The sequence below is a fragment of the Micromonospora matsumotoense genome (genome assembly GCF_050951065.1).
Classification (GTDB): domain Bacteria; phylum Actinomycetota; class Actinomycetes; order Mycobacteriales; family Micromonosporaceae; genus Micromonospora; species Micromonospora matsumotoensis.
Window position 1 is genome coordinate 6,743,264 of sequence record NZ_CP192025.1, and the last position, 23,891, is coordinate 6,767,154.

Annotated in this window: 22 protein-coding genes and 1 pseudogene; 9 read left to right on the forward strand and 14 right to left on the reverse strand. The window is 73.6% G+C overall.

What is annotated here, in order from left to right:
* Positions 1-20: 20 nt before the first annotated feature.
* A complete protein-coding gene (locus ACQP1S_RS28845) occupies positions 21-917 on the forward strand; it encodes a GNAT family N-acetyltransferase (protein ID WP_432900888.1) in 897 nt (298 codons plus the stop codon).
* Between the two features lie 59 nt (positions 918-976).
* Here ACQP1S_RS28845 and ACQP1S_RS28850 read toward each other — a convergent pair whose 3' ends face one another.
* Positions 977-1,771 (reverse strand): EI24 domain-containing protein, encoded by a 795-nt coding sequence (locus ACQP1S_RS28850; protein WP_432900890.1) that lies wholly within the window; start codon positions 1,769-1,771, stop codon positions 977-979.
* An 84-nt stretch (positions 1,772-1,855) separates the two neighbouring features.
* Here ACQP1S_RS28850 and ACQP1S_RS28855 point away from each other — a divergent pair, with 84 nt between their 5' ends.
* The gene (locus ACQP1S_RS28855; protein WP_432900892.1) at positions 1,856-2,848 is read left to right on the forward strand and encodes a helix-turn-helix transcriptional regulator; all 993 of its coding nucleotides are present in this window, start codon (positions 1,856-1,858) and stop codon (positions 2,846-2,848) included.
* Positions 2,849-2,882: 34 nt separating this feature from the next.
* Here ACQP1S_RS28855 and ACQP1S_RS28860 read toward each other — a convergent pair whose 3' ends face one another.
* Entirely contained in the window at positions 2,883-3,800 is a 918-nt protein-coding gene (locus ACQP1S_RS28860; protein ID WP_432900894.1) for an SDR family oxidoreductase, read from the reverse strand.
* Between the two features lie 76 nt (positions 3,801-3,876).
* On the opposite strand from ACQP1S_RS28860, the gene ACQP1S_RS28865 reads away from it, so the two are divergent.
* Positions 3,877-4,569, forward strand: a complete 693-nt coding sequence (locus tag ACQP1S_RS28865; RefSeq protein WP_091242443.1) for a nucleotidyltransferase domain-containing protein — start codon at positions 3,877-3,879, stop codon at positions 4,567-4,569.
* Here the strand turns inward: ACQP1S_RS28865 and ACQP1S_RS28870 are convergent.
* The 4 genes and pseudogenes from ACQP1S_RS28870 to ACQP1S_RS28885 form a co-directional block, all read right to left on the reverse strand.
* On the reverse strand, positions 4,559-5,446 hold the full coding sequence (locus tag ACQP1S_RS28870; protein ID WP_432900897.1) for an alpha/beta fold hydrolase: 888 nt from the start codon (positions 5,444-5,446) through the stop codon (positions 4,559-4,561). The genes ACQP1S_RS28865 and ACQP1S_RS28870 overlap by 11 nt on opposite strands.
* Positions 5,443-5,757 (reverse strand): DUF2516 family protein, encoded by a 315-nt coding sequence (locus tag ACQP1S_RS28875; RefSeq protein ID WP_091242743.1) that lies wholly within the window; start codon positions 5,755-5,757, stop codon positions 5,443-5,445. The genes ACQP1S_RS28870 and ACQP1S_RS28875 overlap by 4 nt, the downstream gene beginning before the upstream one ends.
* A gap of 70 nt (positions 5,758-5,827) precedes the next feature.
* Positions 5,828-6,640: a hypothetical protein gene (locus ACQP1S_RS28880; protein ID WP_432900899.1), complete on the reverse strand. Its 813-nt coding sequence runs from the start codon at positions 6,638-6,640 to the stop codon at positions 5,828-5,830.
* A gap of 185 nt (positions 6,641-6,825) precedes the next feature.
* A pseudogene (locus tag ACQP1S_RS28885) lies at positions 6,826-7,482 on the reverse strand (helix-turn-helix domain-containing protein); the annotation flags it as partial.
* A 110-nt stretch (positions 7,483-7,592) separates the two neighbouring features.
* On the opposite strand from ACQP1S_RS28885, the gene ACQP1S_RS28890 reads away from it, so the two are divergent.
* Entirely contained in the window at positions 7,593-8,393 is an 801-nt protein-coding gene (locus tag ACQP1S_RS28890) for an alpha/beta fold hydrolase (protein WP_432900901.1), read from the forward strand.
* An 88-nt stretch (positions 8,394-8,481) separates the two neighbouring features.
* Here the strand turns inward: ACQP1S_RS28890 and ACQP1S_RS28895 are convergent, their stop codons facing one another.
* The 4 genes from ACQP1S_RS28895 to ACQP1S_RS28910 all read right to left on the reverse strand — a co-directional run bounded on the left by ACQP1S_RS28895 (position 8,482) and on the right by ACQP1S_RS28910 (position 12,121).
* On the reverse strand, positions 8,482-9,441 hold the full coding sequence (locus ACQP1S_RS28895) for an asparaginase (RefSeq protein ID WP_091242460.1): 960 nt from the start codon (positions 9,439-9,441) through the stop codon (positions 8,482-8,484).
* 196 nt (positions 9,442-9,637) lie between these two features.
* Positions 9,638-10,465, reverse strand: a complete 828-nt coding sequence (locus tag ACQP1S_RS28900; protein ID WP_432900904.1) for a 3-keto-5-aminohexanoate cleavage protein — start codon at positions 10,463-10,465, stop codon at positions 9,638-9,640.
* Positions 10,466-10,607: 142 nt separating this feature from the next.
* Positions 10,608-11,720, reverse strand: coding sequence for a YgfZ/GcvT domain-containing protein (locus ACQP1S_RS28905; protein ID WP_091242466.1), 1,113 nt, complete (start codon positions 11,718-11,720; stop codon positions 10,608-10,610).
* Positions 11,717-12,121, reverse strand: coding sequence for a Fur family transcriptional regulator (locus ACQP1S_RS28910; protein ID WP_091242469.1), 405 nt, complete (start codon positions 12,119-12,121; stop codon positions 11,717-11,719). Before ACQP1S_RS28910 ends, ACQP1S_RS28905 begins: the two co-directional genes overlap by 4 nt.
* A 113-nt stretch (positions 12,122-12,234) precedes the next feature.
* On the opposite strand from ACQP1S_RS28910, the gene ACQP1S_RS28915 reads away from it, so the two are divergent.
* Complete coding sequence (locus ACQP1S_RS28915) at positions 12,235-13,077, forward strand: aminotransferase class IV (protein ID WP_432900906.1); 843 nt, start codon at positions 12,235-12,237, stop codon at positions 13,075-13,077.
* A gap of 185 nt (positions 13,078-13,262) precedes the next feature.
* Here the strand turns inward: ACQP1S_RS28915 and ACQP1S_RS28920 are convergent, their stop codons facing one another.
* Complete coding sequence (locus tag ACQP1S_RS28920) at positions 13,263-13,850, reverse strand: FABP family protein (protein WP_091242476.1); 588 nt, start codon at positions 13,848-13,850, stop codon at positions 13,263-13,265.
* 173 nt (positions 13,851-14,023) lie between these two features.
* Positions 14,024-14,128 carry a small membrane protein MtfM gene (gene mtfM / locus ACQP1S_RS28925; protein ID WP_067315095.1) on the reverse strand — a complete coding sequence of 35 codons (105 nt, stop codon included), beginning with the start codon at positions 14,126-14,128 and terminating at the stop codon, positions 14,024-14,026.
* Between the two features lie 12 nt (positions 14,129-14,140).
* Here mtfM and ACQP1S_RS28930 point away from each other — a divergent pair, with 12 nt between their 5' ends.
* From ACQP1S_RS28930 to ACQP1S_RS28940, 3 genes are all read left to right on the forward strand, one after another.
* Entirely contained in the window at positions 14,141-14,515 is a 375-nt protein-coding gene (locus tag ACQP1S_RS28930; RefSeq protein ID WP_091242478.1) for a DsrE family protein, read from the forward strand.
* A gap of 234 nt (positions 14,516-14,749) precedes the next feature.
* Positions 14,750-15,127, forward strand: coding sequence for an SCP2 sterol-binding domain-containing protein (locus ACQP1S_RS28935; protein WP_432900909.1), 378 nt, complete (start codon positions 14,750-14,752; stop codon positions 15,125-15,127).
* Positions 15,127-17,181 carry an amylo-alpha-1,6-glucosidase gene (locus ACQP1S_RS28940; protein WP_432900911.1) on the forward strand — a complete coding sequence of 685 codons (2,055 nt, stop codon included), beginning with the start codon at positions 15,127-15,129 and terminating at the stop codon, positions 17,179-17,181. Before ACQP1S_RS28935 ends, ACQP1S_RS28940 begins: the two co-directional genes overlap by 1 nt.
* Positions 17,182-17,323: 142 nt before the next feature.
* On the opposite strand, the gene ACQP1S_RS28945 is transcribed toward ACQP1S_RS28940, so the two are convergent.
* On the reverse strand, positions 17,324-18,163 hold the full coding sequence (locus tag ACQP1S_RS28945) for a hypothetical protein (RefSeq protein ID WP_432900913.1): 840 nt from the start codon (positions 18,161-18,163) through the stop codon (positions 17,324-17,326).
* 12 nt (positions 18,164-18,175) lie between these two features.
* Complete coding sequence (locus ACQP1S_RS28950; protein ID WP_245722384.1) at positions 18,176-18,676, reverse strand: winged helix-turn-helix domain-containing protein; 501 nt, start codon at positions 18,674-18,676, stop codon at positions 18,176-18,178.
* A 301-nt stretch (positions 18,677-18,977) separates the two neighbouring features.
* On the opposite strand from ACQP1S_RS28950, the gene ACQP1S_RS28955 reads away from it, so the two are divergent.
* Positions 18,978-23,360: a S8 family serine peptidase gene (locus tag ACQP1S_RS28955; protein WP_432900916.1), complete on the forward strand. Its 4,383-nt coding sequence runs from the start codon at positions 18,978-18,980 to the stop codon at positions 23,358-23,360.
* Positions 23,361-23,891: the final 531 nt, after the last annotated feature.

Here is a 23,891-nt window from a genome sequence, read left to right on the forward strand (position 1 = left end):
CCGGGGGCGGGGTGGCGCGGGTGCTGATCCGTACCGCTCGACCGGACGACGCGCCGGGGGTGGTGGCGCTGCGGTCGCTGGTCCATCCGTACCTGGTGCGGGGCGTCGCGTCGACCCGACAGATGATCGCCCAACCACCGGACGGCGAGGACTGGGCCGCCTGGGTCGCCGAGACGGACGGGCAGGTCGTCGGCTGGGCCTCGGCATACCGGAACGTCGAGACCTCGGAGCCGGACTTCGGGGAGATCTCCACCCTGCACGTGCACCCGGAGCATCGGGGCCGGGGCACCGGAACGGCGCTGCTCACCACCGCCCTGGCACACCTGAGGTCCCTCCGCGCCCGCCGGGTGCGGACCTGGGCGCAGACCGACTCGCTGCCGTACGCCCGTCGGCACGGGTTCATCCCGAGCCGGGAGCTGCGCTACTCGGCGCTCGACCTCCACCCGGCTCCGCCGATGCCCGAGCCACCCACCGGGGTTCGCCTGCTCCCGATCACCGGACTCGATCCGTACCAGATCTATCTTCTCGACGTGGCCGCCGCCACGGACGAGCCGGGGGACGTGCCGGTGGACGCGACCAGCTACTCCTACTGGCGGTTCGCGTCCTGGGACAACCCGGGTCTGGACCGGGACGCCAGCACGGTCGCCGAGATGGACGGCGCGTTGGTCGCGCTCAGCCTGGTCAAGCGGGACGGCGACCGGATGTGGTCCGACTTCACCGCGACCCGGCCGGAATACCGGGGCCGGGGGCTGGCCCGGCTGACCAAACAGGCCGCACTGCACCGGGCCGCCGGCCGCGGGGTACAGACGGCCTACACCTCGAACGACGAGGCCAACGCGCCGATGCTGGCGATCAACCTCCGCCTCGGCTACCGACCGGTGGCGTCCGGCTGGTCCTGCCTGCACGAACTGCGCTGAGAGGCCCGCCCGCGACGGCGGGCCGCCCACCATGGTCACGCCGTCGGCCGACCGCCGGCTCAGCCCTCGTCGATGTGCTGGCCCAGCGACCGGCGGGCGAGCAGCGCGGCCCCGGCCACGGCGGCCGGCATGACCAGCACCGCGCCCAGCGGGATCAGGAAGCAGAGGAAGACCGCCACGCCGAAGCCGAGCGAGGTGGCCCGGTCCGCCTTCAACCTGGCCCGGCGGTCCGGCAGCCGCAGCCCGCGCCGGGAGAACGGCGCCCCGACCAGCTCCACGGCGAGCAGCCAGCCACCCACCGCCGCGCCGATCACCGGCACCACGGTCTGCCCGACCACCGGGATGAAACCGGCCGCGAAGAGCGGGATGCCGAACAGCACCGAGAGCCCGACCAGCCGCAGCGAGTCGACGATGCTGCGCCGCAACGACGCCCCGAACGGCACCTCCACCGCGCCCGGGGTGCCACCGAGCCGGTCCTCCACCCGCTCGGAGATCTTCTCGTAGAACGGGTCCCCGATGACCAGGGTGACCGCGGTGAAGCCGACCACGGTGAGCAGCCCGCCCAGCCCGAGGAAGGCCAGCCCGGCGATCACCCGGACCAGGCTGCGCGCAGTGCCCGACCAGTCGTCGGCGAACGGGGTCACCCACGCCGCCAACTCGTCCACGAAGTAGACCAGGGTGGCGAACGCGGTGACGAAGAGCACGGCGGACAGCAGCGCCGGCACCACGCCGAGCAGCATCAGCCCCGGGCTGCGTACATAGAGGCCGAGGCCACGCACGAGCAGGCCCACACCGCCGAAGAAGCGGCGGGCGACGCCGGTGACCGGCGCGGCGATGGTACGGGGTCCGTTCACGACCGCAGAGCCTACTGGCCGGAGACCACCCCCACCGGGCACCCGGTGGTGCCGGTCGGCCGGTCGGGCCGGCAGGATGCGGGGGTGCGCGCCTCCCGGTTGATCTCCCTGGTGCTGCTGTTGCAGTCCCGCGAGACGATGACCGCCGCCGAACTCTCCCGTGAGCTGGAGGTTTCCGAACGGACCGTCTACCGGGACGTGGTGGCGCTCTCCGCCGCCGGGGTGCCGGTCTATGCCGACCGGGGGCGGGCCGGGGGTTACCGGCTGCTCGGCGGCTACCGGACCCGGCTGACCGGGCTGACCCGGGACGAGGCGGAGGCGCTCTTCCTCACCGGCCTGCCCGGCCCCGCCGGTGACCTGGGGTTGGCCGACGCGGTGGCGTCCGCCGAGCTGAAGGTGCTCGCCGCGTTGCCACCGAGCCTGCGCGACGCCCCGGCACGGACCGGCCAGCGGTTCCACCTGGACGTGCCGGGCTGGTTCCGCGAGTCCACCCCACCCCGCTGGCTGACCGAGCTGGCCCGGGCGGTGTGGCGGGACGGGGTGGTCGCGCTGCGGTACCGGCGCGGCGACCGGGAGGTGACCCGCCGGGTCGAGGCGTACGGGCTGGTGCTCAAGAGCGGCACCTGGTATCTCGTGGGCCGGGTCGGCGACACGATGCGCACCTACCGGGTGGACCGGGTGCGCGACGTCGTCGCCGACCCGGCGACCTTCACCCGGGACGACGGCTTCGACCTGGGCGGCTACTGGCGGGAGCAGGCCGAGGCGTTCCTGCGGGAGATGCTCGCCGCACGGATCACCGTCCGGGTCAGCCCCGCCGGTCTGCGCCGGCTCCGCTTCCTCGCCGACACCCCCTTCGCGTACGAGGAGGCGGTGGCCGCCGCCGGCACACCCGACGGGCAGGGCTGGGTGGTGACCCGGCTGCCCGTCGAGTCCGTCGAGGTGGCGTACCCGCAACTGCTCGGCCTCGGCCCCGAGGTGGAGGTGCTCGACCCACCGCAACTGCGTGCCCTGCTCGCCGACGCGGCGGCCCGCACGGCCGCCCGCTACGGCGTCGGCCCGGACCACCCGCCCCGCTGACGGCACCCGGGCGGGCGACCGGGCCGACGAGTCGTCAGCGGTAGCCGGTGACGTCGGCGGGCCGGTCCGTCTCGACCACGTCGGTGAGATAGCGGAAGGCGTCCGGCCGGCTGCCGTCGAGGTCGGTGAAGCCGTACACCTGGGCCAGTTCACCGGCCGAGACGGACGCCTGGTTCCAGCGGGCCCGGTCCTCGGCGGCGGCCAGTGCGGCGACCGCCCGCCCGACGAAGGCCGGGGTCTCCGAGATGAGGAAGTGCGGGTCCTTCGCCGCGCCGTCGCGCCAGGTCTGCTCGGTCACCCCGAAGTGCTCCAGCATCGCCTCGGAGCGGATCCAGCCGGGGGTGAGCGCCACGGCGGTGCACCCGTGCGGTTCCAGCTCGTGCCCCCAGCTGTACGCGAGCCGGGTCACCGACACCTTCGCCAGGTCGTAGAAGACCGACAGCCGGTAGTGCGTGTCGTTGTACGCCCGGGTGCCGTCGCCGATCTCGACGACCAGGCCGCCGGGACGGCGGATCAGCAGCGGCAGCGCGAAGTGGCTGGTGATGATGTGGGTGTCCACCGCCAGCCGCAGGGTACGGAGCCCGGCGTCCAGGGGCTGCTCCCAGACCGGCTTCTCCCAGGTGATCAGCGGATCGGCGCCCCATACGTCGTTGACCAGCACGTCGAGCCGGCCCTGCTCGGTGTCGATCCGGGCCACCAGGTCACGCACCTGGTCGGGCACCAGGTGGTCGACCCGTACCGCGATGCCGGTGCCTCCGGCGGCGGTGACCAGCTCGGCGGTCTCCTCGATGGTCTCCGGGCGGTCCAGCTCGGAGCGGCCGGCCCGGCTGCTGCGCCCGGTGGCGTAGACCGTCGCCCCGGCCGCGCCGAGCTGGACCGCGATCTGCCGGCCCGCGCCCCGGGTCGCGCCGGCCACCAGCGCGACCTTTCCTTCCAGCGGTGTCGTCGTCATACCGTCGAGGGTGTCAGCGATACCTGACAACCGAAGTCCGGTTTCGCGCAACGGTTCCGTCCGGCATGCTCCCGACATGCACCTGTTGCTCTCCGGGATCGTCGGCTCGGTCGCCTACGGGCTGGCCGGCCCCGGCTCCGACGTGGACCGGATCGGTGTCTTCGCCGCCCCGACGGTGGCCTTCCACGGCCTGCGGCCACCCCGGGAGTCGGTGGTCAGCACCGACCCGGACGTCACCCTGCACGAGGCCGGCAAGTACGCCCGGCTGGCGCTGAGCGGCAACCCGACCGCCACCGAGCTGATCTGGCTGCCCGCCGACTGCTACGAGACCCGCACGGACCTCGGTGACCGCCTGATCGCCATCCGGTCGGCGTTCCTCAGCGCACCGCGCGTCCGCGACGCCTACCTCGGGTATGCGAGTCAGCAGTTCCGCAAGCTGACCACCCGCGACTCGACGGTGGGCGGTCGGCGGCGCTCGGCCAAACATGCCCGGCACCTGGCCCGGCTGCTGCACCAGGGGCGGACCCTCTACGCCACCGGCGTGCTGGAGATCAGGCTGGCGGACCCGGCGTGGTTCCGGGCGTTCGGCGAACGGGTCGCGGGCGGTGCGCTGGCCGAGGCGGAGCTGCTGGTCGCCGAGGCGGAACGGGACTTCGCCCGGCTCCGCACCCCGCTGCCCGACCGGCCGGACGAGGCACCGGTGGAGCGTTGGTTACGCGACGTCCGCGCCGCGCACCTGCCGACGCCGGGGCACGACGTCAGTCGTTGAGGAAGCTGGAGATCCGTTCCCGCAGGTCGGCGCGATCGGTCCAGGCGAACCCGGGGCGGTCGTAGACGTGCAGGGTGGCGTGGGGCAGCGCGGCGGCCAACTCGGCGGCGATGTGGGTGGGGTGCAGGTCGTCCCCGACGCAGCCGATCACCAGGGCCGGCGCGGTCACCCCGGCCAGGGCGGTGGCGTCCGGCAGCGGGGACTGTTCCGGCAGGTCGGCCAGGCCGGGGGCGAGGCCGTCGCGGAGCAACTGGTCGAGTCGTTGACGCAGGTACGCCCAACCGGCCGGGGTGTTGCGTACCGACGGCGGCAGCTCCAGGGCGACCACGTCCGCCACGGCCGAGGCGTCGCCGCCGGCCACCGCGTCGAGCAGGTCGCTCAGTCGTTGCTGGGCGATCGGGCCACGCGGCCGGTCGAGGACGGCGGGCAGCAGGAAGACCAGCTTCTCGAAGCGGTCCGGGCTCTCGACGAGCAGCCGGCAGAGCGCGCCCGCGCCGAGGCTGGCCCCGAACGCCCGGCCGGCGCCGCTGAGATCCGCCACCGCCCGCAGGTCACGGGCCAGGTCGAGGTAGCTCCACGGGCCGGGCGGCGCGTCGGAGCGGCCGTGCCCCCGGAACTGGAAGAAGACCCGCCGGCCGGTGACCGCGCTGCCGAACGGACGGGTGGTGGCGATGCCGTTGCCGAACCCGTGGGCGAACACGGTGACCGGGTCACCGACGCCGGTGACCAGCCGTTCCAGCTGTACGTCGTGCGGGGTGGCGACCAGTTCGGTCTCCGGTTCCGGCAGGGCGGGTCGCCCGGTACGCGGTGCGCCGGGCCCGGGACCCCAGGTGCGGGGCCCGCCGTCCGGCGGTGGCGGCCAGCGGAAACCCCTCACCAGAACCCTTTGCCGTCGTGCAGGTCGCGCAGCCCGACCCGGACGTCCAGCAGGTAGATCAGGCCGGCGGCGATGCCGATCAGGCCGAAGATGCTCAGCGCGCCGAAACCGAGCAGGGTGAGCAGCATGCAGACGGCCAGGATGGCGATCCAGCCACCCTTGGGGAGGGTGCCGATGGCGGGAAAGGCGTCCGAGCGCTGGGTGAACGCGTGCACCAGCGAGATGCCCTGCACAGCCAGGGCGAACACGAGCAGGATCAGATCGATCACGTAGACGAGGTGGAACACGAAGATCGGCGCGGCGATGGCCATGCCGGCCAGCATATGCCGACGGCCCCGGAAACGTCCGTCAGGACGCCCCCGGGGCCGGTGTCGGCAACGGTCACTCGGCGGCCGGGCGGGTCCGCTTCGTGGTCTTCGGCTGCTTCGCCGCCGGCTCGGTGGCGGCGGGCTTGGCAGCGGCCTTGCCCGCCGCCGGCTTGGCAGCGGCCGGCTTGGTCGCCGCCGGCTTGGTCGTGGCCTTGGTGACCCGGGTCCGGGTGACCTTGGCGGCGGCCGGCTTGGCCTCGACGACCTCGGCCACGTCCGCCGGGGTCGGCGTGTGGTCCGGGGCGACCTGCGCCACGTCCGCCGGGGTCGGGGTCCGGTCCTGGGTGGCCACGGCCTGCGCCCCGGCCGGGACGGTGGCGTCGGTCGCCTCGATGTCGGCGTTGACGGTCTCGGCGGCCTCCAGCACCCCGGCACCGACCACCCGCTCACCACGGGCGATCAACGCGCCGTACGCGGCCAGCGCCCGTTCCTGGGCCGCCTGCGCCCCGGCGAGCACCACGGCGGCGTTGCGGGTGGCGGCACCGCGCAGCTTGTCCAGGTCCAGCTCGGTCCGCAGCTTCTCCAGATCCAGCTCGGCGCGCAGCTTGTCCAGGTTCAGCTCGGCCGGGGTGGCCTTGTCACGCAGGCCGGTCGCGGTCAGGTTGGCCGTCCGGAAGGTCTCGGTGGCCTTCTGCCGCAGCTCGACTCCGGTGACGACGGCTCGGCCGCCCCACTCGGCGGCGACCTTGGTGCCGTCGGCGACGACCCGGTTGCCCAGCTCGCTCACCACGGTCGGGAGCTTGCGCAGCTGCTGGAAGGCCAGTTCCCCGGCGCCAGCGGCGGCGTAGAGCGGGGCCGGAATGCGGTTGGTCTTCGGCTGGGTCATGACAACTCCTCCTCGGCCGCTCCGGCGGCCTTGCTGTTGCTGGTCGTGGACGCGGCATCCGCCAAGCGGTCACGGGTGCCGGTGGCGGGTGCGGTGCGCGCATCGCCGGTCGCGGTCCTGGTGGCCGCCCCGCCGGTCGCGGGGGCGGGAGCGGTGCCCGCCTCGGTGACGGCGACCGATTCGAGGACGGCCTCGGTCGGCGTGCCCTCCGGGGTGACCGGTCCGGTGGCGGCCGACGTGACCGTCGCCGCCGCCTCCGTCGGCACGCTCGGAGCCGGCGCGGTCGGTCCGGTGCCGGCGCTCGGCCGGTCCGCCGAAGCGGCGGTCCGATCCGTGACGACCGGCTGATCGGTGACGACCGGCTGATCCGTGACGGCGGACCGATCGGTGCCCACCTGGTCCGCAACGGGACGCTCCGTGACGGCGGGCTCGTCGGTCGCGAGCGCCTCGTCGGTGGCGGGTTCCGGCGGGGCGGGTCGACCGGCGGTGGCCTCGGTCAGCCGGGTGTTCTCCCGGCGGAAGGTCTCGTAGATCTGGGTGAGCGACTGCTTCTGGGCCATCGTCAGGTCGGAGTCGACCGCGATGGCGGCGAGCACCCCCTGACCCTCCTTGTCGTCGAGCAGCCCGGCCCGCAGGTACATGGCCGGGGTGGAGACCCGTAACGCGCTGGCGAGCTGCTGGAGCACCTCGGCACTGGGCTTACGCAGGCCCCGCTCGATCTGACTGAGGTAGGGGTTGCTCACCCCTGCCTGCTCGGCGAGCTGGCGGAGCGAGATCTTGGCGTTCCGCCGCAGGTCACGGATGAATCCGCCGACGTCGGGTAGATCCTTGGATGCGGCCATGAATCCACGGTAGTCCGCGCTGCTAGCTCCAGCAAGCAAAACGCTAGCCAGAGTTAGCAACGTTACAAAGTGCGTTGCGGCCAGGGATGTCCGGTCGTAGCTTGCACGGCGTGACCAAGAAGATCGCCGTCAACGGCACCACCCTCGCCTACGACGAGGCCGGCAGCGGCACCCCGGCGCTCCTGCTGCACGCAGGAATCGCCGATCGGCGAATGTGGCGCGCGGTGTCCGACGCCCTCACCGACCGGCACCGGATGATCGCCCTGGACCTACGGAGCTACGGCGACTCCGCGCTTCCGCCCGAGTCGTTCGCCCATCACGACGACGTGGTGGGTGCGCTGGACGCGCTCGACATCGCCCAGGCCGCCCTGGTCGGCTGCTCGTTCGGCGGGGCGGTGGCGATCGACACCGCACTGGCGTACCCGCAGCGGGTGTCGGCCCTGGCGCTGTTCGGCACCGCCGTCTCCGGGCACGAGTGGTCGGAGGACACCGAGCAACTGTGGGACCGGCTGGTCGGCGAGGTCGACCAAGAGGACCTGGCGGCGAGCGCGGCCGGTGAGGTCCGGTTCTGGGTGGTCGGTCCGCACCGCCGCCCGGAGGATCTCGACCCGGCGTTCATCGCCTTCGCCGAGGAGTTGGACCGGCGGGCCCTCGCCGCCGAGCAGGCGTTGAGCGCGGTGGACGTCGTCGATCTCGACCCACCCGCCATCGGCCGCCTCGACGAGTTGCAGGTGCCGGTTCTCGTCACCGCCGGCGCCGTCGACATCCCGGACATCATCCGGCTGGCCGACCGGATCGCCGCCGAGGCTCCCCGGGCCGTCCGCCTGCCCGACATCCCCGACGCCGCACACCTGGTCCCCCTGGAACGCCCCGCCCCGGTCGCCGAGGCCCTCCGCGCCTTCCTGCCCTGACCATCCCGGCATCGCCCGCTCCGGCCGGCCCGCCGCCACCCCACCCGGCGGAGAGGGCACCGGGCCGACGGTCCTGGTCGCGCAGACTTCACCAGACGGGACGGACGCCGCCGACCGGAAGGGCCCCACCCAGCAGGGGGAATTCGGCGTACTCGGTGAGGACGGGGGCCCGCACGCCGAGCCGGCGCAGCGCCGAGACCAGCACCGGCATCCGGGCGCGGGTGGCACCGTCGTCGATCTTGAGGACCACCGCGCCGACGTCGGGCAGCGCTGCGGCGATCACCCCCTCCGCGCCGATCTTGGCCACCATCCCGGGTACGCCCCGCATCAGCCGGGTGTCGTCCGCCACGGTGCCGCCGACCACCTCCGGGTACGCCCGCATCGCGTCCGCCACCGTGCGCGGCAGTGAACCGGGCTCGGCGGCCACCAGCCGCAGGTACGCCCGCGCCAGCCCGGTCAGCGAGACCGCCAGCACCGGCGCCCCGCAACCGTCCACGCCGACCGCCGCCGCCCGCTCGCCGGTGAACTCCTCGATCGTGGCGGTCAGCCGCTGCTGCAACGGGTGCTCCGGCCGCCAGTACCCGTCCCACGGCCAGCCGGCCGCGAGGCAGGTCAACAGCATCCCGGCATGCTTGCCGGAGCAGTTCATCGCCAGGCGGCTCGGGCCACCACCGGCCCGCAGCACAGACTCCCGGGCCGCCACACCGAACGGCAGGTCGGGCGGGCAGTGCAGCGCTCCCGGGTCGAGGCCGGCGGAGCCCAGCAGCGCCGCGACCCGGGCCAGGTGGAACTCCTCGCCGGCGTGGCTGGCCGAGACCAGCGCGACGTCGGCGGGGTCGGTCAACGCGAGTCCGGCCCGGAGCATCCCGAGCGCCTGCAACGGCTTGCTGGCCGACCGGGGAAAGATCGGCGACACGCCGTCCCCCGCACCGGCCACCGGCGCACCGGCGGCGTCGAGCACCACCACCGAGCCACGGTGCAGACCCTCCACGAACCCGGACCGGACCACCTCGGCGAGCGGCTCGCCACCCTCGTACGTCTTGGACACCTGGCGAAGGTACCGACGGGGGTCGGAGCGCCCGACACCCGGGTGACCTGCAACGTCAGCCACGGGCGTACAGGAGTGCCGGGCCGGGCGTGGCTTACCGCGCCGCGCCGACCGGGACCGGAGCGGGCCGCCGAGACGGACCCGGACCATTGGCCGAACCGACGCCGTCCCCGCCCCGGCCGCGCTGCCCACCGGGCTAGCGGCCGAGCAGCCGTCGGGCCTCGGTGGTGGTCAGCGGCGGGCGCTGGGCGAGTTGCGCGAAACCAACCGCACGGGCGACCAGCTGCATGTTGGACTCCACCGGGCGGCCCTTGGCGTACGTCACGGTGTCCTCCATGCCGACCCGCAGGTGCCCGCCGGTGGAGAGCGCGGCCAGCATCACCGCGATGGAGCTGCGGCCGACACCGGTGGCCGAGAAGGTGGTGCCCGCCGGCAGGTCACGCAGCATCTGCTGGGCGGCGACCAGGGTGGCGGTGGTGCCCGGCATGCCGCCCGGGACCCCCATCACGAAGTCGACGTGCACGTGCCCGCCGTGCGGCAGGCCGTGCCGGTCGAGCAGGCGTTGCAGGGCGCTGAGGTGACCGAGGTCGAAGATCTCGTACTCGGGGAGGATGCCGCGCTCCTGCATCCGGGTGTGCAGATCGACGATGAACTCCCACCGGTTGAGGAAGACGTCGTCGCCGAAGTTGACCGTGCCCATGGTGCAGGAGGCCATGTCCGGTGCCGCGTCCAACACGGCCAGCCGATCGGCCTCCGGATCGGTGACCGCCCCGCCGGAGGAGAGCTGCACGATCAGGTCGGTGCCGTCGCGCAGCGCCGCCACGGTCTCCCGCAGCCGCCCCTGGTCGAGGGTGGGCCGGGCCTGGTCGTCGCGGATGTGGACGTGGATCACGGAGGCACCGAGCGCCTCGCACTCCTTGGCGGTGAGCAGCAACTCGTCGAGGGTGACCGGCAACGCCGGCACCTGCGCCTTGGCCGACTCCGCGCCGGTCGGGGCCACCGTGATCAACGTCCCTGTCGTCATGCCGGCGATGGTAGCCGCCCCGACCGCCCGAGGTCGATGGCGCGGCCCCGCCATGGCAGGAAGAACCGCACGCTGAAAGAGGAAAGCGCGAAGAAATTCCCGCCCACCGGGCGATGATGAGCCATCCTTGCTTCCGGCCCGGCTACTCCGGGTCGATTGCGGCGGCGCTGTCGCCCACCGACAGCCGGGCGTCGTCGGCGAGGTTGCGCTTGACCACGGCCAGCGCGACCTGACCCAGCTCGAAATGGTGCACGGCGGTGCCGACGAAGCCGACCGTCCGGCCGTCCAGGGTGACCGGGGTGCCGGCCGCCGGCAGGTGGTCGGTGGTCACCCCGTCCAGGTGCAGCAGGACGAGCCGACGCGGCGGCCTACCCAGGTTGTGCACCCGGGCGACGGTCTCCTGCCCCCGGTAGCAACCCTTGTCCAGGTGCACCGCCGGGGCGATCAGACCCGCCTCGGCGGGGATCGTCCGGTGGTCGGTGTCCACCCCGACCCGGGCCTGCCGGGCGGCCACCCGCACCGCCTCGTACGCCCACAGCCCGGCCGGGGGGACCCCGTGGTCGCGCAGCGCGGCGACGACCTGGTCCAGGGCCGACCGGGGCACCAGCAGGTCCACCCCGAGCGGCACCCGTCGGGCCCATCCGCCACCGGTCAGCGGCTGCACGTCGTACCCGACGGTGGGGCGGGGGGGCAGCTCGCCGGAGCGGAACTTCGGACCCGGCACCGCGAGCACCTCGGGTGCGGTCAGACCGGTGACGCCGAGCGCCGCGACGGCGTCGGTGGCCTGCGGCCCGACCAGCGACAGCAGCGCGTGGTCGGCGGTGGCGTCGCGCGGTTCGACCTGGCTGAAGAACCGCATCTTCTCCAGGTACGTCAGCAGGCCGGCGGTCATCCCCGGCTCGGTGTCCAGCCAGGTGGTCACGCCGTCCTCGGCGACCATCGCGTGCTGCTCGACGTGCCCGTGCGGGCTGAGCACCAGCAGCTCGGTGCCCTGGCCGGGGCCGAGCGCGGCAAGGTGCTGGCTGGTCAGGGTGTGCAGCCAGCCGATCCGCTCCGGGCCGGTGACGGCGATGACGCCCCGGTGCGAGCGGTCCACCAGGCCGACCCCGGTGGCCAGGGTGCGCTGCTCGCGCATCGGGTCGCCGTAGTGCGCGGCGACACCCCGGACCCCGGCCGCCCGGTGCTCGGCGTCCGGCTGGTCCCGGCTGGCCTCGTCGATCGCCTCGACGGCCACCGCTCCCGCGATGTCGATCATGTCGGTTCCCCGTCCTCACAGTTGCCGCAGACGCCGAAGAGCGCCACGTGCCCGATGTCCACCTGGAAGCTGCGCTCCGTGGCGAGCCGGTCGGCCAGTGGGCGCATCAGCTCCGGGTCGATCTCGTCCACCGCGCCGCACTCCCGACAGACCAGGTGGATGTGCTGGTGCTCCCCCGCCGCGTGATAGGTCGGCGAGCCGTGCGACAGGTGGGTGTGGGTCACCAGACCGAGCCGTTCCAGCAGCTCCAACGTCCGGTAGATGGTGGTGATGTTGACCCCGGCGGCGACCTCCCGGACGGCCGTGTGCACCTGTTCCGGTGTGGCGTGCCCGAGGTCGAGCACGGCCTGCAGGACCAGTTGGCGCTGCGCCGTCAGTCGCAGCCCACGCGAGCGGAGCATTTCCGCCAGGGAGGATTCGGACACCGTCCGATCATAGTTCGGCCGCCGCCGATCACCGCCCGCCCGCGTCGCGCCGCCGTCGGTTCCGGGACGCGCCGCTAGGCTCGGCGGTCATGGTGGCATCGAGGGTCGCCGTGCTCGGCCGGGGTGTCGTCCCTGCGGCCGAGCCGGTGCTGCGCGGGAACGACCTGGGTGTGCTGCGCGGGGACGGGCTCTTCGAGACCATGCACCTGCGCGGCGGACGCCCCTGGCTGCCCGCCGCCCACCTGGCCCGGCTGCGGGTCGGGGCCGCCGCCCTGGAACTCCCGCTCCCCCCGGACGAGGCGCTGGTGGAGCTGCTGGACGGCATCGCCGCCGGGTGGCCCACCGAGGTCGAGGGCGCGTTGCGGCTGGTCTGCACGCGGGGGCCGGAGGGGGGCGGGCTGCCCAGCGTGTACGCCACCCTGGCCGAGGTGCCGACCGCCGCGAAGCGGCTCCGCCGCGACGGGGTCACCGTCGCCACCCTGCCCCTCGGGGTGCCGGCGACGGGTCGCCCCGAACTGCCCTGGCTCCCGGTCGGCATCAAATCGATCTCGTACGCGACCAACAGCGCCGCCCGCCGCTGGGCCGCGCGCAACGGGGTGGACGACGTGCTCTGGGTCTCCACCGACGGCTACGTGCTGGAGGCGCCCGGCGCGAACGTCGTCTGGTCCGACGGCGACACCCTGTGCACCGTCCCGGCCGCGCGTACCGGCATCCTGCCCGGCACCACCTGCGGCTGGCTGCTCGACCACGCCGCCGAGCTGGGCCTGGAGCGGGCCGAACGGATGGTCACCCCGGCCGGATTGCACGCCGCCACCGGAGTCTGGCTGACCTCGTCGGTACGCGGTCTGGTCGAGGTCAGGTCGTTGGACGCCACCCCCCGCCCACCCGCCCCGCACACCCCCCGCCTCCAGGAGCTGCTGGGCTTCGCCTGACCGACACGGCCCCGCAGGACCGACAGGACCACGCATGATCGACACGATGGGGCCGACGTTGCGGTATCCCCCACGAGCGGACACCGCAACATCGGCTCAACGGAGTCGATCAACCAGCCGCCCGACGGCTCAGCCGGCGGCGGGCCGGATCGGCCCGGCACCCGGACGGCTCAGCCCGGCGGGGGTCAGCCGGCGACCCGGATCAGGCGGGCCGACAGGTGCGGGGAGAGACTGTGGCCCACGCCGGCCATCTCCTGGGCATAGAGCAGCGCCCCCTCGACGATGCCGAAGAGCCGGGCGCCCGCCGTCACCTCCTTGGCGGTGGCGGTCCGCACCACCGCGTCGGTGGCGAACTCGATCTGGGTACCCGTGCGCTTGCCGATGTGCAGCTCCATGATCCCGGTCGGGGTGGTCATCAGGGCTTCCAGCTCGTCGGTGACCCGCTCGCCGTCCAGCACCGGACGCCACCAGCCCACCTCACGCCCGGCCGGACGGATCGGACGGCTCTCCTCGTCGAGCAGCCAGGCCCGGGACTCGTAGAACAGGAACGGCCGGCCGTCGTGGCTGATCCGGATCTCCTGGGCGTAGTCGAAGTCCTCGATGGTGGGGAACCCGCCCCGACCGCGCCCCCGCCACACCCCGACGTACGGCAGCAGGCCGTCCAGCGCCGGGTGCAGTTTCGGGCCGACCCGCAGGTCGTGGCTCTCCTGGTACGGGTACTCCTCGACCGGCGGCGCATTCAACCACGGCGGCTGAAGGGGATTCTCGCTCACCGGGCCACCTTCGTTCGCGACTGCGGGGCTCGCAACCCCGGCTCACTCCTCGCGCTCACCGGGCCACCTTCGTTCGCGACTGCGGGGCTCGCAAGACCGGCTCACTCCTCGCGCTCACCGGGCCACCTTCGTTCGCGACTGCGGGGCTCGCAAGACCGGCTCACTCCTCGCGCTCACCATTTACCTCTCGACAGGCGTACGGCCAGGTAGACCAGGCCACCGGCGAGCGCGCCCAGGCCGGCGACCAGCAGGCTGACGAACCCGATCTCGGTAACCATCATGGTCATCCTATGCTGGGTCCCATGGGCCGCACTCTCGTCGTCAAGGCCACCGCCGGAGCGGACGCCCCGGAGCGGTGCGCGCAGGCGTTCACGGTGGCTGCCACGGCCGCCGCCGCCGGGGTACCGGTGTCGCTCTGGCTGACCGGCGAGTCCGCCTGGTTCGCCGTGCCCGGCCGGGCCGAGCAGTTCGCGCTGCCGCACTCCGCGCCGCTGGCCGACCTGCTGGGCATCATCCTGTCCACCGGCCAGGTCACCGCCTGCACGCAGTGCGTCGCCCGCCGGGACATCGGCCCGGACGACGTGCTGCCCGGCGTCCGGATCGCCGGCGCGGCCGTCTTCGTCGAGGAGGCGATGGCCGAGGGTGCCCAGGCGCTGGTCTACTGACCACCCCGCCTGCTGGCCCCACCGGCCCACCCGCGCCGCGCGCCACACCCCGGACCGGCCCCGCGAGGCCACCGGCCTGCCGACCGCACCGGATCACCGATCCGCCGGCCTGCTGACCCCCACCCGGTCTGCCGACCGCCCCGGCTGTCCACCGTTCGGCCGACGCGGTTCGCCCGTGGTGCGCGCGCTGCCGATCCTGAACCTAATTGTCGTTTTGCTGCCTACCATTCGAGGGTGAGCCAGGCGACGGAGGAGTTCTTCGCATCCCTGCCGGCGCGCGCCCCGGCGATCCTGCGCGCCCCCGTCACCGGCACGCTCCAGATCGATCTGACCACCGACCACCGCACCGACCACTGGCTGGTACGGCTCAGCCCCGGCAGGGCCGTGGTGGACCGGGCCCGGGGCCCGGCGGACGCGGTGTGGAGCAGCAGCGCCGACCTCTTCGAACGGCTGGCCACCGGCACCGCCCAGAGCATCTCGGCGGTGCTGCGCAACGAATCCACGTTCAGCGGGAACGTGATGCTGTTCCTGGTCTTCCGGCAGTTCTTCCCCACCCCGCCCGGCGTACGCGACCCCCGGGAGACCGCCCGTGAGCAGACCGGGCGGGCCTGATGCAGCAGCGGGTGAGCATCCTCGACGGCAACACCTTCCTGGTCTGCGACCGCAGCGGGGACGTCGAACCCTCGTTCGACTTCCCCACCGGGATGTTCTCCTTCGACACCCGGTTCCTCTCCACCTGGCTGCTCACCCTCGACGGCGAACGCCTGCACGCCCTCTCGGTCGACGACGCGCACTCCTACCAGACCCGGTTCTTCCTCGTCCCCGGTGAGCCGACGCACTACCTCGACGCCAAGGTGTCGATCATCCGGAGCCGGTCGATCGGCGGCACCTTCACCGAGGACCTCACCGTGCTCAACCACTCCGGCCGGGAGATGCGGTTCCAGTTGCGGCTGGAGATGGGCTCCGACTTCGCCGATCTCTTCGAGATCAAGCACCAGCGGCCCAAGAAGGGTCGGACCAGCGCCCAGGCCGGCGAGAACGAGCTGCGGCTGACCTACCGCCGGGAGGCCTTCCACCGGGAAGCGATGATCACCAGCAGCGCCGACGCCCACGTCGACCCGAACGGGATGACCTGGTCGATCACCGTCGCGCCGCACTCCGAGTGGAGCACCTGCGTGACCGCGACGCCGATCATCCACGGCGCCCGGGGCGAGGACGTCCGGGCGATCACCGCGTTGGGCGCCGCGCGCGGCCCGGCCGTCATCCGTGACGAGCAGGAGGACCTGGTCGGTCGGGCCCCGCAACTCGGCTGCGACTGCGAGCCGCTCGCCGGGGCGTACCGGCAGAGTCTGCACGACCTGGCGGCGCTCCGGTACGAGTCGATCACGCTGGGCGTCCGGCTGCTGGCCGCCGGGCTGCCGTGGTTCATGACCCTGTTCGGGCGGGACAGCATGCTCACCTCGTTGCAGGTGCTGCCCTTCCTGCCGGAACTGGTCCCGCCGACGATCCTGATGCTGGCCGGGCTCCAGGGTTACCGGCTCGACGACTTCCGCGACGAGGAACCCGGCAAGATCCTGCACGAGCTGCGGTACGGCGAGACCGCCGGCTTCGAGGAGCAGCCGCACTCCCCCTACTACGGGGCGGCCGACTCGACCCCGCTCTTCGTCATCCTGCTCGACGAGTACGAGCGCTGGACCGGGGACGTCGCGCTGGTCAAGCAGCTGGAGTTGCCCGTCCGGGCCGCGCTGCACTGGATCGACACCTATGGCGACCTGCTCGGCACCGGCTACGTCTGGTACCGCAGCCGCAATCCGGAGACCGGTCTGGAGAACCAGTGCTGGAAGGACTCGTGGGACGCCATCTCCTACGCCGACGGCCGGCTGCCCGGCTTCCCCCGCGCCACCTGCGAGATCCAGGGGTACGCCTACGACGCCAAGCGGCGCGGCGCGCGGATGGCCCGGCTGTTCTGGAACGACCCGGAGTACGCCGACCGGTTGGAGCGGGAGGCGGCGGCGCTCAAGGAGCGCTTCAACCGGGATTTCTGGATTCCCGAGAAGAACCACTTCGCCCTCGCCCTGGACCCGGACGGCCGGCACGTCGACTCGCTCGCCTCCAACATCGGCCACCTGCTGTGGAGCGGCATCGTCGACGAGCCCCGCGCCGCCCTGGTCGCCGAGCACCTGCTCGGCCCCCGGCTCTTCTCCGGCTGGGGGGTCCGCACCCTGGCCACCGACGAGGGCCGCTACAACCCGATCGGATACCACGTCGGCACGGTGTGGCCGTTCGACAACGCCTTCATCGCCTGGGGCCTGAGCCGCTACGGCTTCCGCGAGGAGGCCGGACGGATCTGCGAGTCGATGATCAGCGCCTCCCGTTACTTCGACGGGCGGCTGCCCGAGGCGTTCGCCGGCTTCGAACGCCACCTCACCGACTATCCGGTGCAGTACCCGACGGCGTGCAGCCCGCAGGCCTGGTCGGCCGGCACGCCCCTGCTGCTGTTGCGGGTGATGCTCGGCCTGGAACCGCAGGGCGAACACCTGATCATCGACCCGCTGGTGCCGGAGGGGATGGGCCGGGTCGAGCTGCTGGACATCCCGGGCCGGTGGGGTCGGGTCGACGCCCTGGGCCGCAGCCGCACCCCGCACGACCACGAACACCACCACTGACCCGGCAACCGGGCGGGCCGGCGGGCCAGGCGGACGCAACGCCAGCTGGATCAGGCGGGGCAGCCGGGCAGGCACAGAGCAGGGGGCAGCAGAGCAGGGCGGGTCAGGCGGGGCAGGGGGCAGCAGAGCAGGGCAGGGCAGGTCAGGCGGGGCAGCCGGTGGAGGCGGAGAGGCGGAGCTGCGCGCCGGTACCGTCGGCCAGCACGGTGGTCGGGCCGCTGCGGTAGGCGTACACCTCGGGGAGGTCGACCACCGGGGGGCCGGCGGCCAACGGGCGCAGGCCGGTCAGCGCGACCGGCACGGCCCCGGCCGAGACGGCGACGGTACGGGCGGTGCCGCCACCCGGGCAGGGGGCGGTGACCGGCTGCGGGGCGGACTGCGCCGCACGGCCCAGGGCCCTCAGCGCGGCGTCCAGCGTCGGATCGGCCGGGGCGGCCGGGGGTTGCGGGTAGCCGGCGCCGATCGGGCGGCAACCGGTGTCGGCGGTCAACCGGACCCGTCCGCCGCTGGTGACCCGGCCCTGCACGGTGATGAACTCCCCCGCGTCGGCCCGTAGCCGGGGCCCCGACGAGCCGGACCGCACGCCGGCCCGCCAGTCGGCCGGCAGCCGGTCGGCGACCCGGTCCAGCAACGCCCGCTCGCCGCCCTCGGCGACCAGCACGTCCAACCCCCGGCTCAGGGTCGCCCCGGCGGACATCGGGGTGATCCGGCAACCCCGTTCGACCTGCGGCCCGGTCAGCGCCCAGGCGCCGTCCCCGACCGCCGCGACGAGTTGACCGAGGGCCCGGTCCACGACCGGACCGGCCTCGGCGACGGTGCGCTGCTCCCGCACGGTCGGCGCGTCGTGCCGGGCCGACCACCAGGTGAGCACGCCCAACAGCACCGCCCAGGCCACGGTCACCGCCAGCAGCCAACGCCACCGGCGGCGCGGCGCGGACGGACCGGACGGTGGGGCGTACCCCGGATGGACGGCACCACTCACCGGATCATCGTGTCACGGCCCCACCGCCGGCTGGCCGGGCGGTACGGCGAGCCGGTAGCCGACGCCGCGCACGGTCTGCACCTGCGGGCAGCCCGGCACCGCGCCCAGCTTGCGGCGCAGCCGCTTGACCGCCGAGTGCAGGATCGCCGCGTCGCCCAGCCAGGCCCCGCCCCAGACCGAGCCGAAGATCCGTTCGTAGCTCCACACCGCCCCCGGGTCGCCGGCCAGCCGGGCCAGCAGCTCCCGCTCCAGCCGGGTCAGCGCCAACGGCTCCCCCTGCCAGGTGACCAGGTGACCGGCCGGGTCGACGACCAGGTCGCCGCAGCGCACCGGGGTCGCCCCGGTGGGCGGCGCGGCGGGCGCCGCCGGGGTCGGGAAGAGCATCGCGCGCAGCTCGGCCAGGTCCGCGCAGATCACCACCGGCCCCACGTCGTCGAGCTGCCGGACCACCCGCTCCCGGACCGAGACGTCGGCGCTGACACAGACCACGAACGGGATGTCGACACCGGTCACACGTCCTCCCCAGGACCGCACCTGCCGCCCGCTCCCGGCGGTCCCGTCTGCCCACGACAGGTGCCGGCGCGGCTGGTGTCAGCCTAATGGTCAGCGTGGCGCCTGGTTACTGACCGAATACTGACCGACCCGATCCATTGATCAGCTTGGTTCCCCGGCTGAGCATGATGCACAGCGGCCGTGGGGGGCCGGCCCACCAGCACCCACCACCGGCCACCTCCTCAGCCGCTCCGCGTGGCCGCGACCCCGGCACACGCGGCCGGGTCCGAACCGATCGGGCCCGAAGACGTGGGGAGGAACTGTGCGCAGACGACCGACCGGACGACCGTCCCGGTGGCGATTGGTGGCCGCGCTCGCGGCCGGACTGTTGGGGCTCACCATCCAGCCCGCACTGCCCGCCGCGGCCGCGCCGGCCGCGCCCCGGGCCACCGTGGACCAGCAGGTCCTCGACGGGCTCGCCGACGGCACCGAGACCTTCCTGGTCTACCTGCGTGAGCAGGCCCCGCTCGCCGAGGCGGCCCGGCTGCGCAGCGCGGACGCCCGCGCCGACGAGGTGCACCGGTTGCTCACCACCACCGCCGAGCGGACCCAGCGCGAGCTGCGCACGGTGCTCGACGAGCGGAAGGCCACCTACACCGCGTACTGGATCGCCAACGCGCTGCGGGTGACCGGGGACCGGGCGCTGCTGGACGTCGTCGCCGCCCGCCCGGAGGTCGCCCGGATCGCCCCGACCCGCAGCTACCCGCTGGTCCGCCCGGTCCGCAGCACCGCCGCCCGCGCCGGCACCAACGCCGCCGAGTGGGGGCTGACCAACATCGGTGCCCCCCGGGTCTGGGACGAGTTCGGCGACCGGGGGGAGGGCCTGGTGGTCGCCAACATCGACAGCGGTGTGCAGTTCGACCACCCCGCGCTGGTCGGGTCGTACCGGGGCAACCTCGGTGGCGGCACCTTCGACCACAACTACGACTGGTACGACCCGGCCGGGATCTGCCCGCAGGACGTGCCCTGCGACAACAACGACCACGGCACCCACACCATGGGCACGATGGTCGGCACCGACGGGGCCAGCAACCAGGTGGGTGTCGCCCCCGGTGCGAAGTGGATCGCCGCCAAGGGCTGCGAGTCCAACAACTGCTCGGACGCCTCGCTGTTGGCCGCCGGTCAGTGGGTGCTCGCCCCGACCGACCTCAACGGACAGAATCCCCGCCCCGACCTGCGCCCCGACATCGTCAACAACTCCTGGGGCGGCGACGGCGGCGACCCCTGGTACCAGCAGACCGTGGCGGCCTGGCGGGCCGCCGGGATGTTCCCGGTCTTCTCCTCCGGCAACGACGGCCCGGCCTGTGGCAGCGCCGGTTCCCCCGGCGACAACCCCAACGCGTACGCGGTCGGCTCGTACGACGTGAACAACACCATCTCCGACTTCTCCGGTCGGGGCAACGCCACCGACCCCTCCGGGCTGAAGCCGAACATCGCCGCGCCCGGCAGCAACGTGCGTTCCAGCGTGCCGGGCAACGGGTACGCGTCGTTCAGCGGCACCTCGATGGCCGCCCCGCACGTGGCCGGCACGGTCGCCCTGGTCTGGTCGGCCGCGCCCAGCCTGCGCGGGAACGTCGCCGCCACCGAGACGCTGCTCGACCGGACCGCGACGGACGTCAACGCGACCACCTGCGGGGGCACCGCCGCCGACAACAACGTCTTCGGCGAGGGGCGGCTCAACGCGTACGAGGCGGTGCGGCAGGCCCCACGCGGGCCGGTCGGCCGGGTCAGCGGCCTGGTCACCGACGCGGCGGGTGGCGGCCCCGTCGCCGGTGCCACCGTCTCCGACGGCGAGCGCAGCGTCACCACCGGCACGGACGGCCGTTACACGCTGACCGTGCCGGCGGGCGAGATCACCCTGACCGTGTCCGCGTACGGCTTCCGCACCGCGACCGGCACCGTAACCGTCCCGGAGGACGGCGCGGTCACCCGTGACTTCGCCCTGACGGCGACGCCGACGGTCACCGTCTCCGGCCGGGTCACCGACGGCTCCGGGCACGGCTGGCCGTTGTACGCCAGCATCGAGGTCGCCGGCCGCCCCGGCGCTCCGGTCTTCACCGACCCGGTGACCGGCCGGTACTCCTTCACCGTGGCCGGCAACACCGACTACAAGCTCACCGTCACCGCGAAGTACCCGGGCTACCGCACGGTGACCAAGGACCTGACCGTCGGGTCGACGGCCACCACCGCGGACATTCCGGTCCCGGTCGAGGCGGCCTGTGTCGCCGCCGGTTACACCGGCAGCCTCAGCGCGCCGCTGCTGACGCAGAGTTTCGACGGCACCACCGCGCCGGAGGGCTGGTCGGTGCGCAACCGCACCGAGAAGGGCGGCTGGGTCTTCAACGACCCGGGCGCGCGGGGCAACCTGACCGGCGGCACCGGCGGGTTCGCGATCGTCGACAGCGACAAGCTCGGCACCGGCAACACCCAGGACACCGACCTGATCGCCCCGCCGGTCGACCTGTCCGCCTCCGCCGCGCCGCTGCTGCGGTTCCGCAGTGACTGGCGGGCGGTCGGGATCAGTGACACCGCCGACGTGGACGTCTCCACCGACGCCGGGGCGAGCTGGACGAACGTCTGGCACCAGACCGCCAGCCGGCGGGGCCCCCGGGTCGAGGAGGTGCCGCTGACCCCGGCGGCCGGCGCGACCGGGGCGCTGGTGCGCTTCCGGTTCAAGGGGACCTACGCCTGGTGGTGGCAGGTGGACGACGTCCAGCTGGTCAACCGGGACTGCACGCCCGTCCCGGGTGGGCTGGTGGTCGGCAACACCACCGACCGCAACACCGGCGCGGCGGTCAACGGGGTGACGGTCACCAGCGTCGACCGGCCCACCGACACGACCGTCTCGGCGGCCACTCCGGACGACCCGAACCTGCCGGACGGCTTCTACCACCTCTTCTCGGGGCTGACCGGCGCCCACCCGTTCACCGCTTCCCGGCCGCCGTACTCGGCGGTCACCCAGCCGGTGACGGTGGTGGCGGACAGCACCCGCCGGGCCGACTTCGCCCTGACCGCGGGGCGGCTCACCGTCAGCACCACCACGATCGAGGCCCACCAGCCGTACGGCAGCACCCGCAACGCCAAGGTGACGGTACGCAACACCGGCACCGCCCCGGCCACCGTGGAGCTGCTGGAACGCGGTGGCGGGTTCGAGGTGCTCGCCACCGGCGGCGCTCCGCTGCGGGAGCAGGTGGTCAAGGGGATCAGCACCGCCCGTACCGGTGCCCGTTACGGCGGCGGGAACTCCGACGCCGCGCCGCAGGCCGACGACGCCTGGACCCGGATCACCAACCTGCCCGCCGCGATCTATGACAACGCGGCGGCCAACCTGGACGGCAAGGTCTACTCGGTCGGCGGCGGTGGCGACACCGGCAACGAGCGCAAGGCCTGGGTGTTCGAGCCGGCCACCGGCGTCTGGACCGCGCTGCCCGACCTGCCGCACGCCCGGTCCAAGCCGTCCGCCGTGGGCATCAGCGGCAAGCTGTACGTGATCGGCGGCTGGGGCGCCAGCGAGGGCACCGAGCCCTCGGTGGACGTCTTCGACCCGGCCAGCGGTTCGTGGAGCACCCTGGCCGGGGCGGTCAACCCGGCCCCTGCCGCCGCAGCCGGCACCGCTGTGGCGGGCGGCAAGGTGTACCTGGTCGGCGGCTGCGTCGACGGCACCTGCACGGAGTCCAACAAGCTGGTGGTGTTCGACCCGCGTACCGGGACGTTCCGCACCGGCGCGGCCTACCCGCACCCGGTCTCCTGGCTGTCCTGCGGCGGGATCGGTGCACAGGTGTACTGCGCCGGCGGCGTCGCCGACGACGAGTACACCGACGCCTGGCGGTACGACCCGGCTTCGGACACCTGGAGCCCGCTGCCGAACCTCCCGGTCGACCTGTGGGGCTCCCAGTACGCGTCGGCCGGCGGCATGCTGGTGCTGGCCGGCGGCGTGACCGGCGGCTCGACGTCGGTGACCAACCGGACGGTCGGCTTCGACCCGGTCGCCGGGGCCTGGCGGAACCTGCCGAACGCCCAGTTCAACCGGTACCGGGGTGCCGCCGCCTGTGGGGCGTACAAGATCGGTGGTTCGCCCAGTTCGTTCGTCGGCTCGGCGGACAGCGAGCGGCTCGGCGGGCTGGAAGGCTGCGCGGACGCCAGTGACCTGCCGTGGCTGTCCACCGCACCGACCAGCTTCACGCTGGCGCCGGGCGCGTCCCAGACGGTCACCGTCACGCTGACCGCCACGGCGGCGGCCGGGGTGCTCCAGCCCGGGGCATACTCGGGTGAGCTGGGGATCACCTCCGACACCCCGTACCCGGTGTCGTCGGTCGGGGTCGAGATGAACGTCTCGCCGCCGAACAACTGGGGCAAGATCCAGGGCACGGTGACCGGGGTGACCTGCGGCGGTCAGACCGTCGGCGTCCCGGCCACGATCCGGCTGAACCTGGTCGGCTCGACCACCGGCACCACGCTCACCGCCGACGGCCAGGGCCGCTACGCCTGGTGGCTGCCGAAGGGCAAGTACGAGGTGATCGTGGCGAAGGACAGCTGGGTTCCTCAGGTCCAGCGGGCCGTCGTGGAAGCAGGCATCGTCGGCACGCTCGACTTCCGCCTGGCCCCGACGTCGACCTGTGCGGGCGCACGGGCATCCGGCCTCTGACCGGATAGCAGCACCGACGGTGGCCGTCGACCCCGCCCGGGTCGGCGGCCACCGTCGCGCCCACCCACCGTCGCGCCCACCCACCGTCGCGCCCACCCACCGCCGCGCGCCCACCCACCGCCGTGCGCCCACCGACCGGCGCCCATACACGACCGTGTCCGCGGACCGCCGCGCCCACATGGCCGTGTCCGCAGGTCAGCGGACTGACCCGGAGTCATTCCTGACCCGGCACCCGCCCGGGGCGCGCTGCCCCCTTTCGGCTGTCTCATGGCGGGTCGGCCGGCAGGAGTCCGGGGAGCCGTGCTCCTCTCTCGGCTGCCTCGGGGGCACACACTATGTCCCGAACGCTGTATGCCTGCCCGTCATATTCATGACGGACAGGCATACCCGTCGCCGAGGAAACAGTCCCCACCGGGTCCCGCCGGGTGGCAACCCCCGTCGTGTCCACAGGGCCCGGCCGGGATCGGCAGCTGGGGCTCCGCAGGGCTCGGCCGGTGGGGACTCGATGGGCCCAACAGCTGGGGCTCGCCA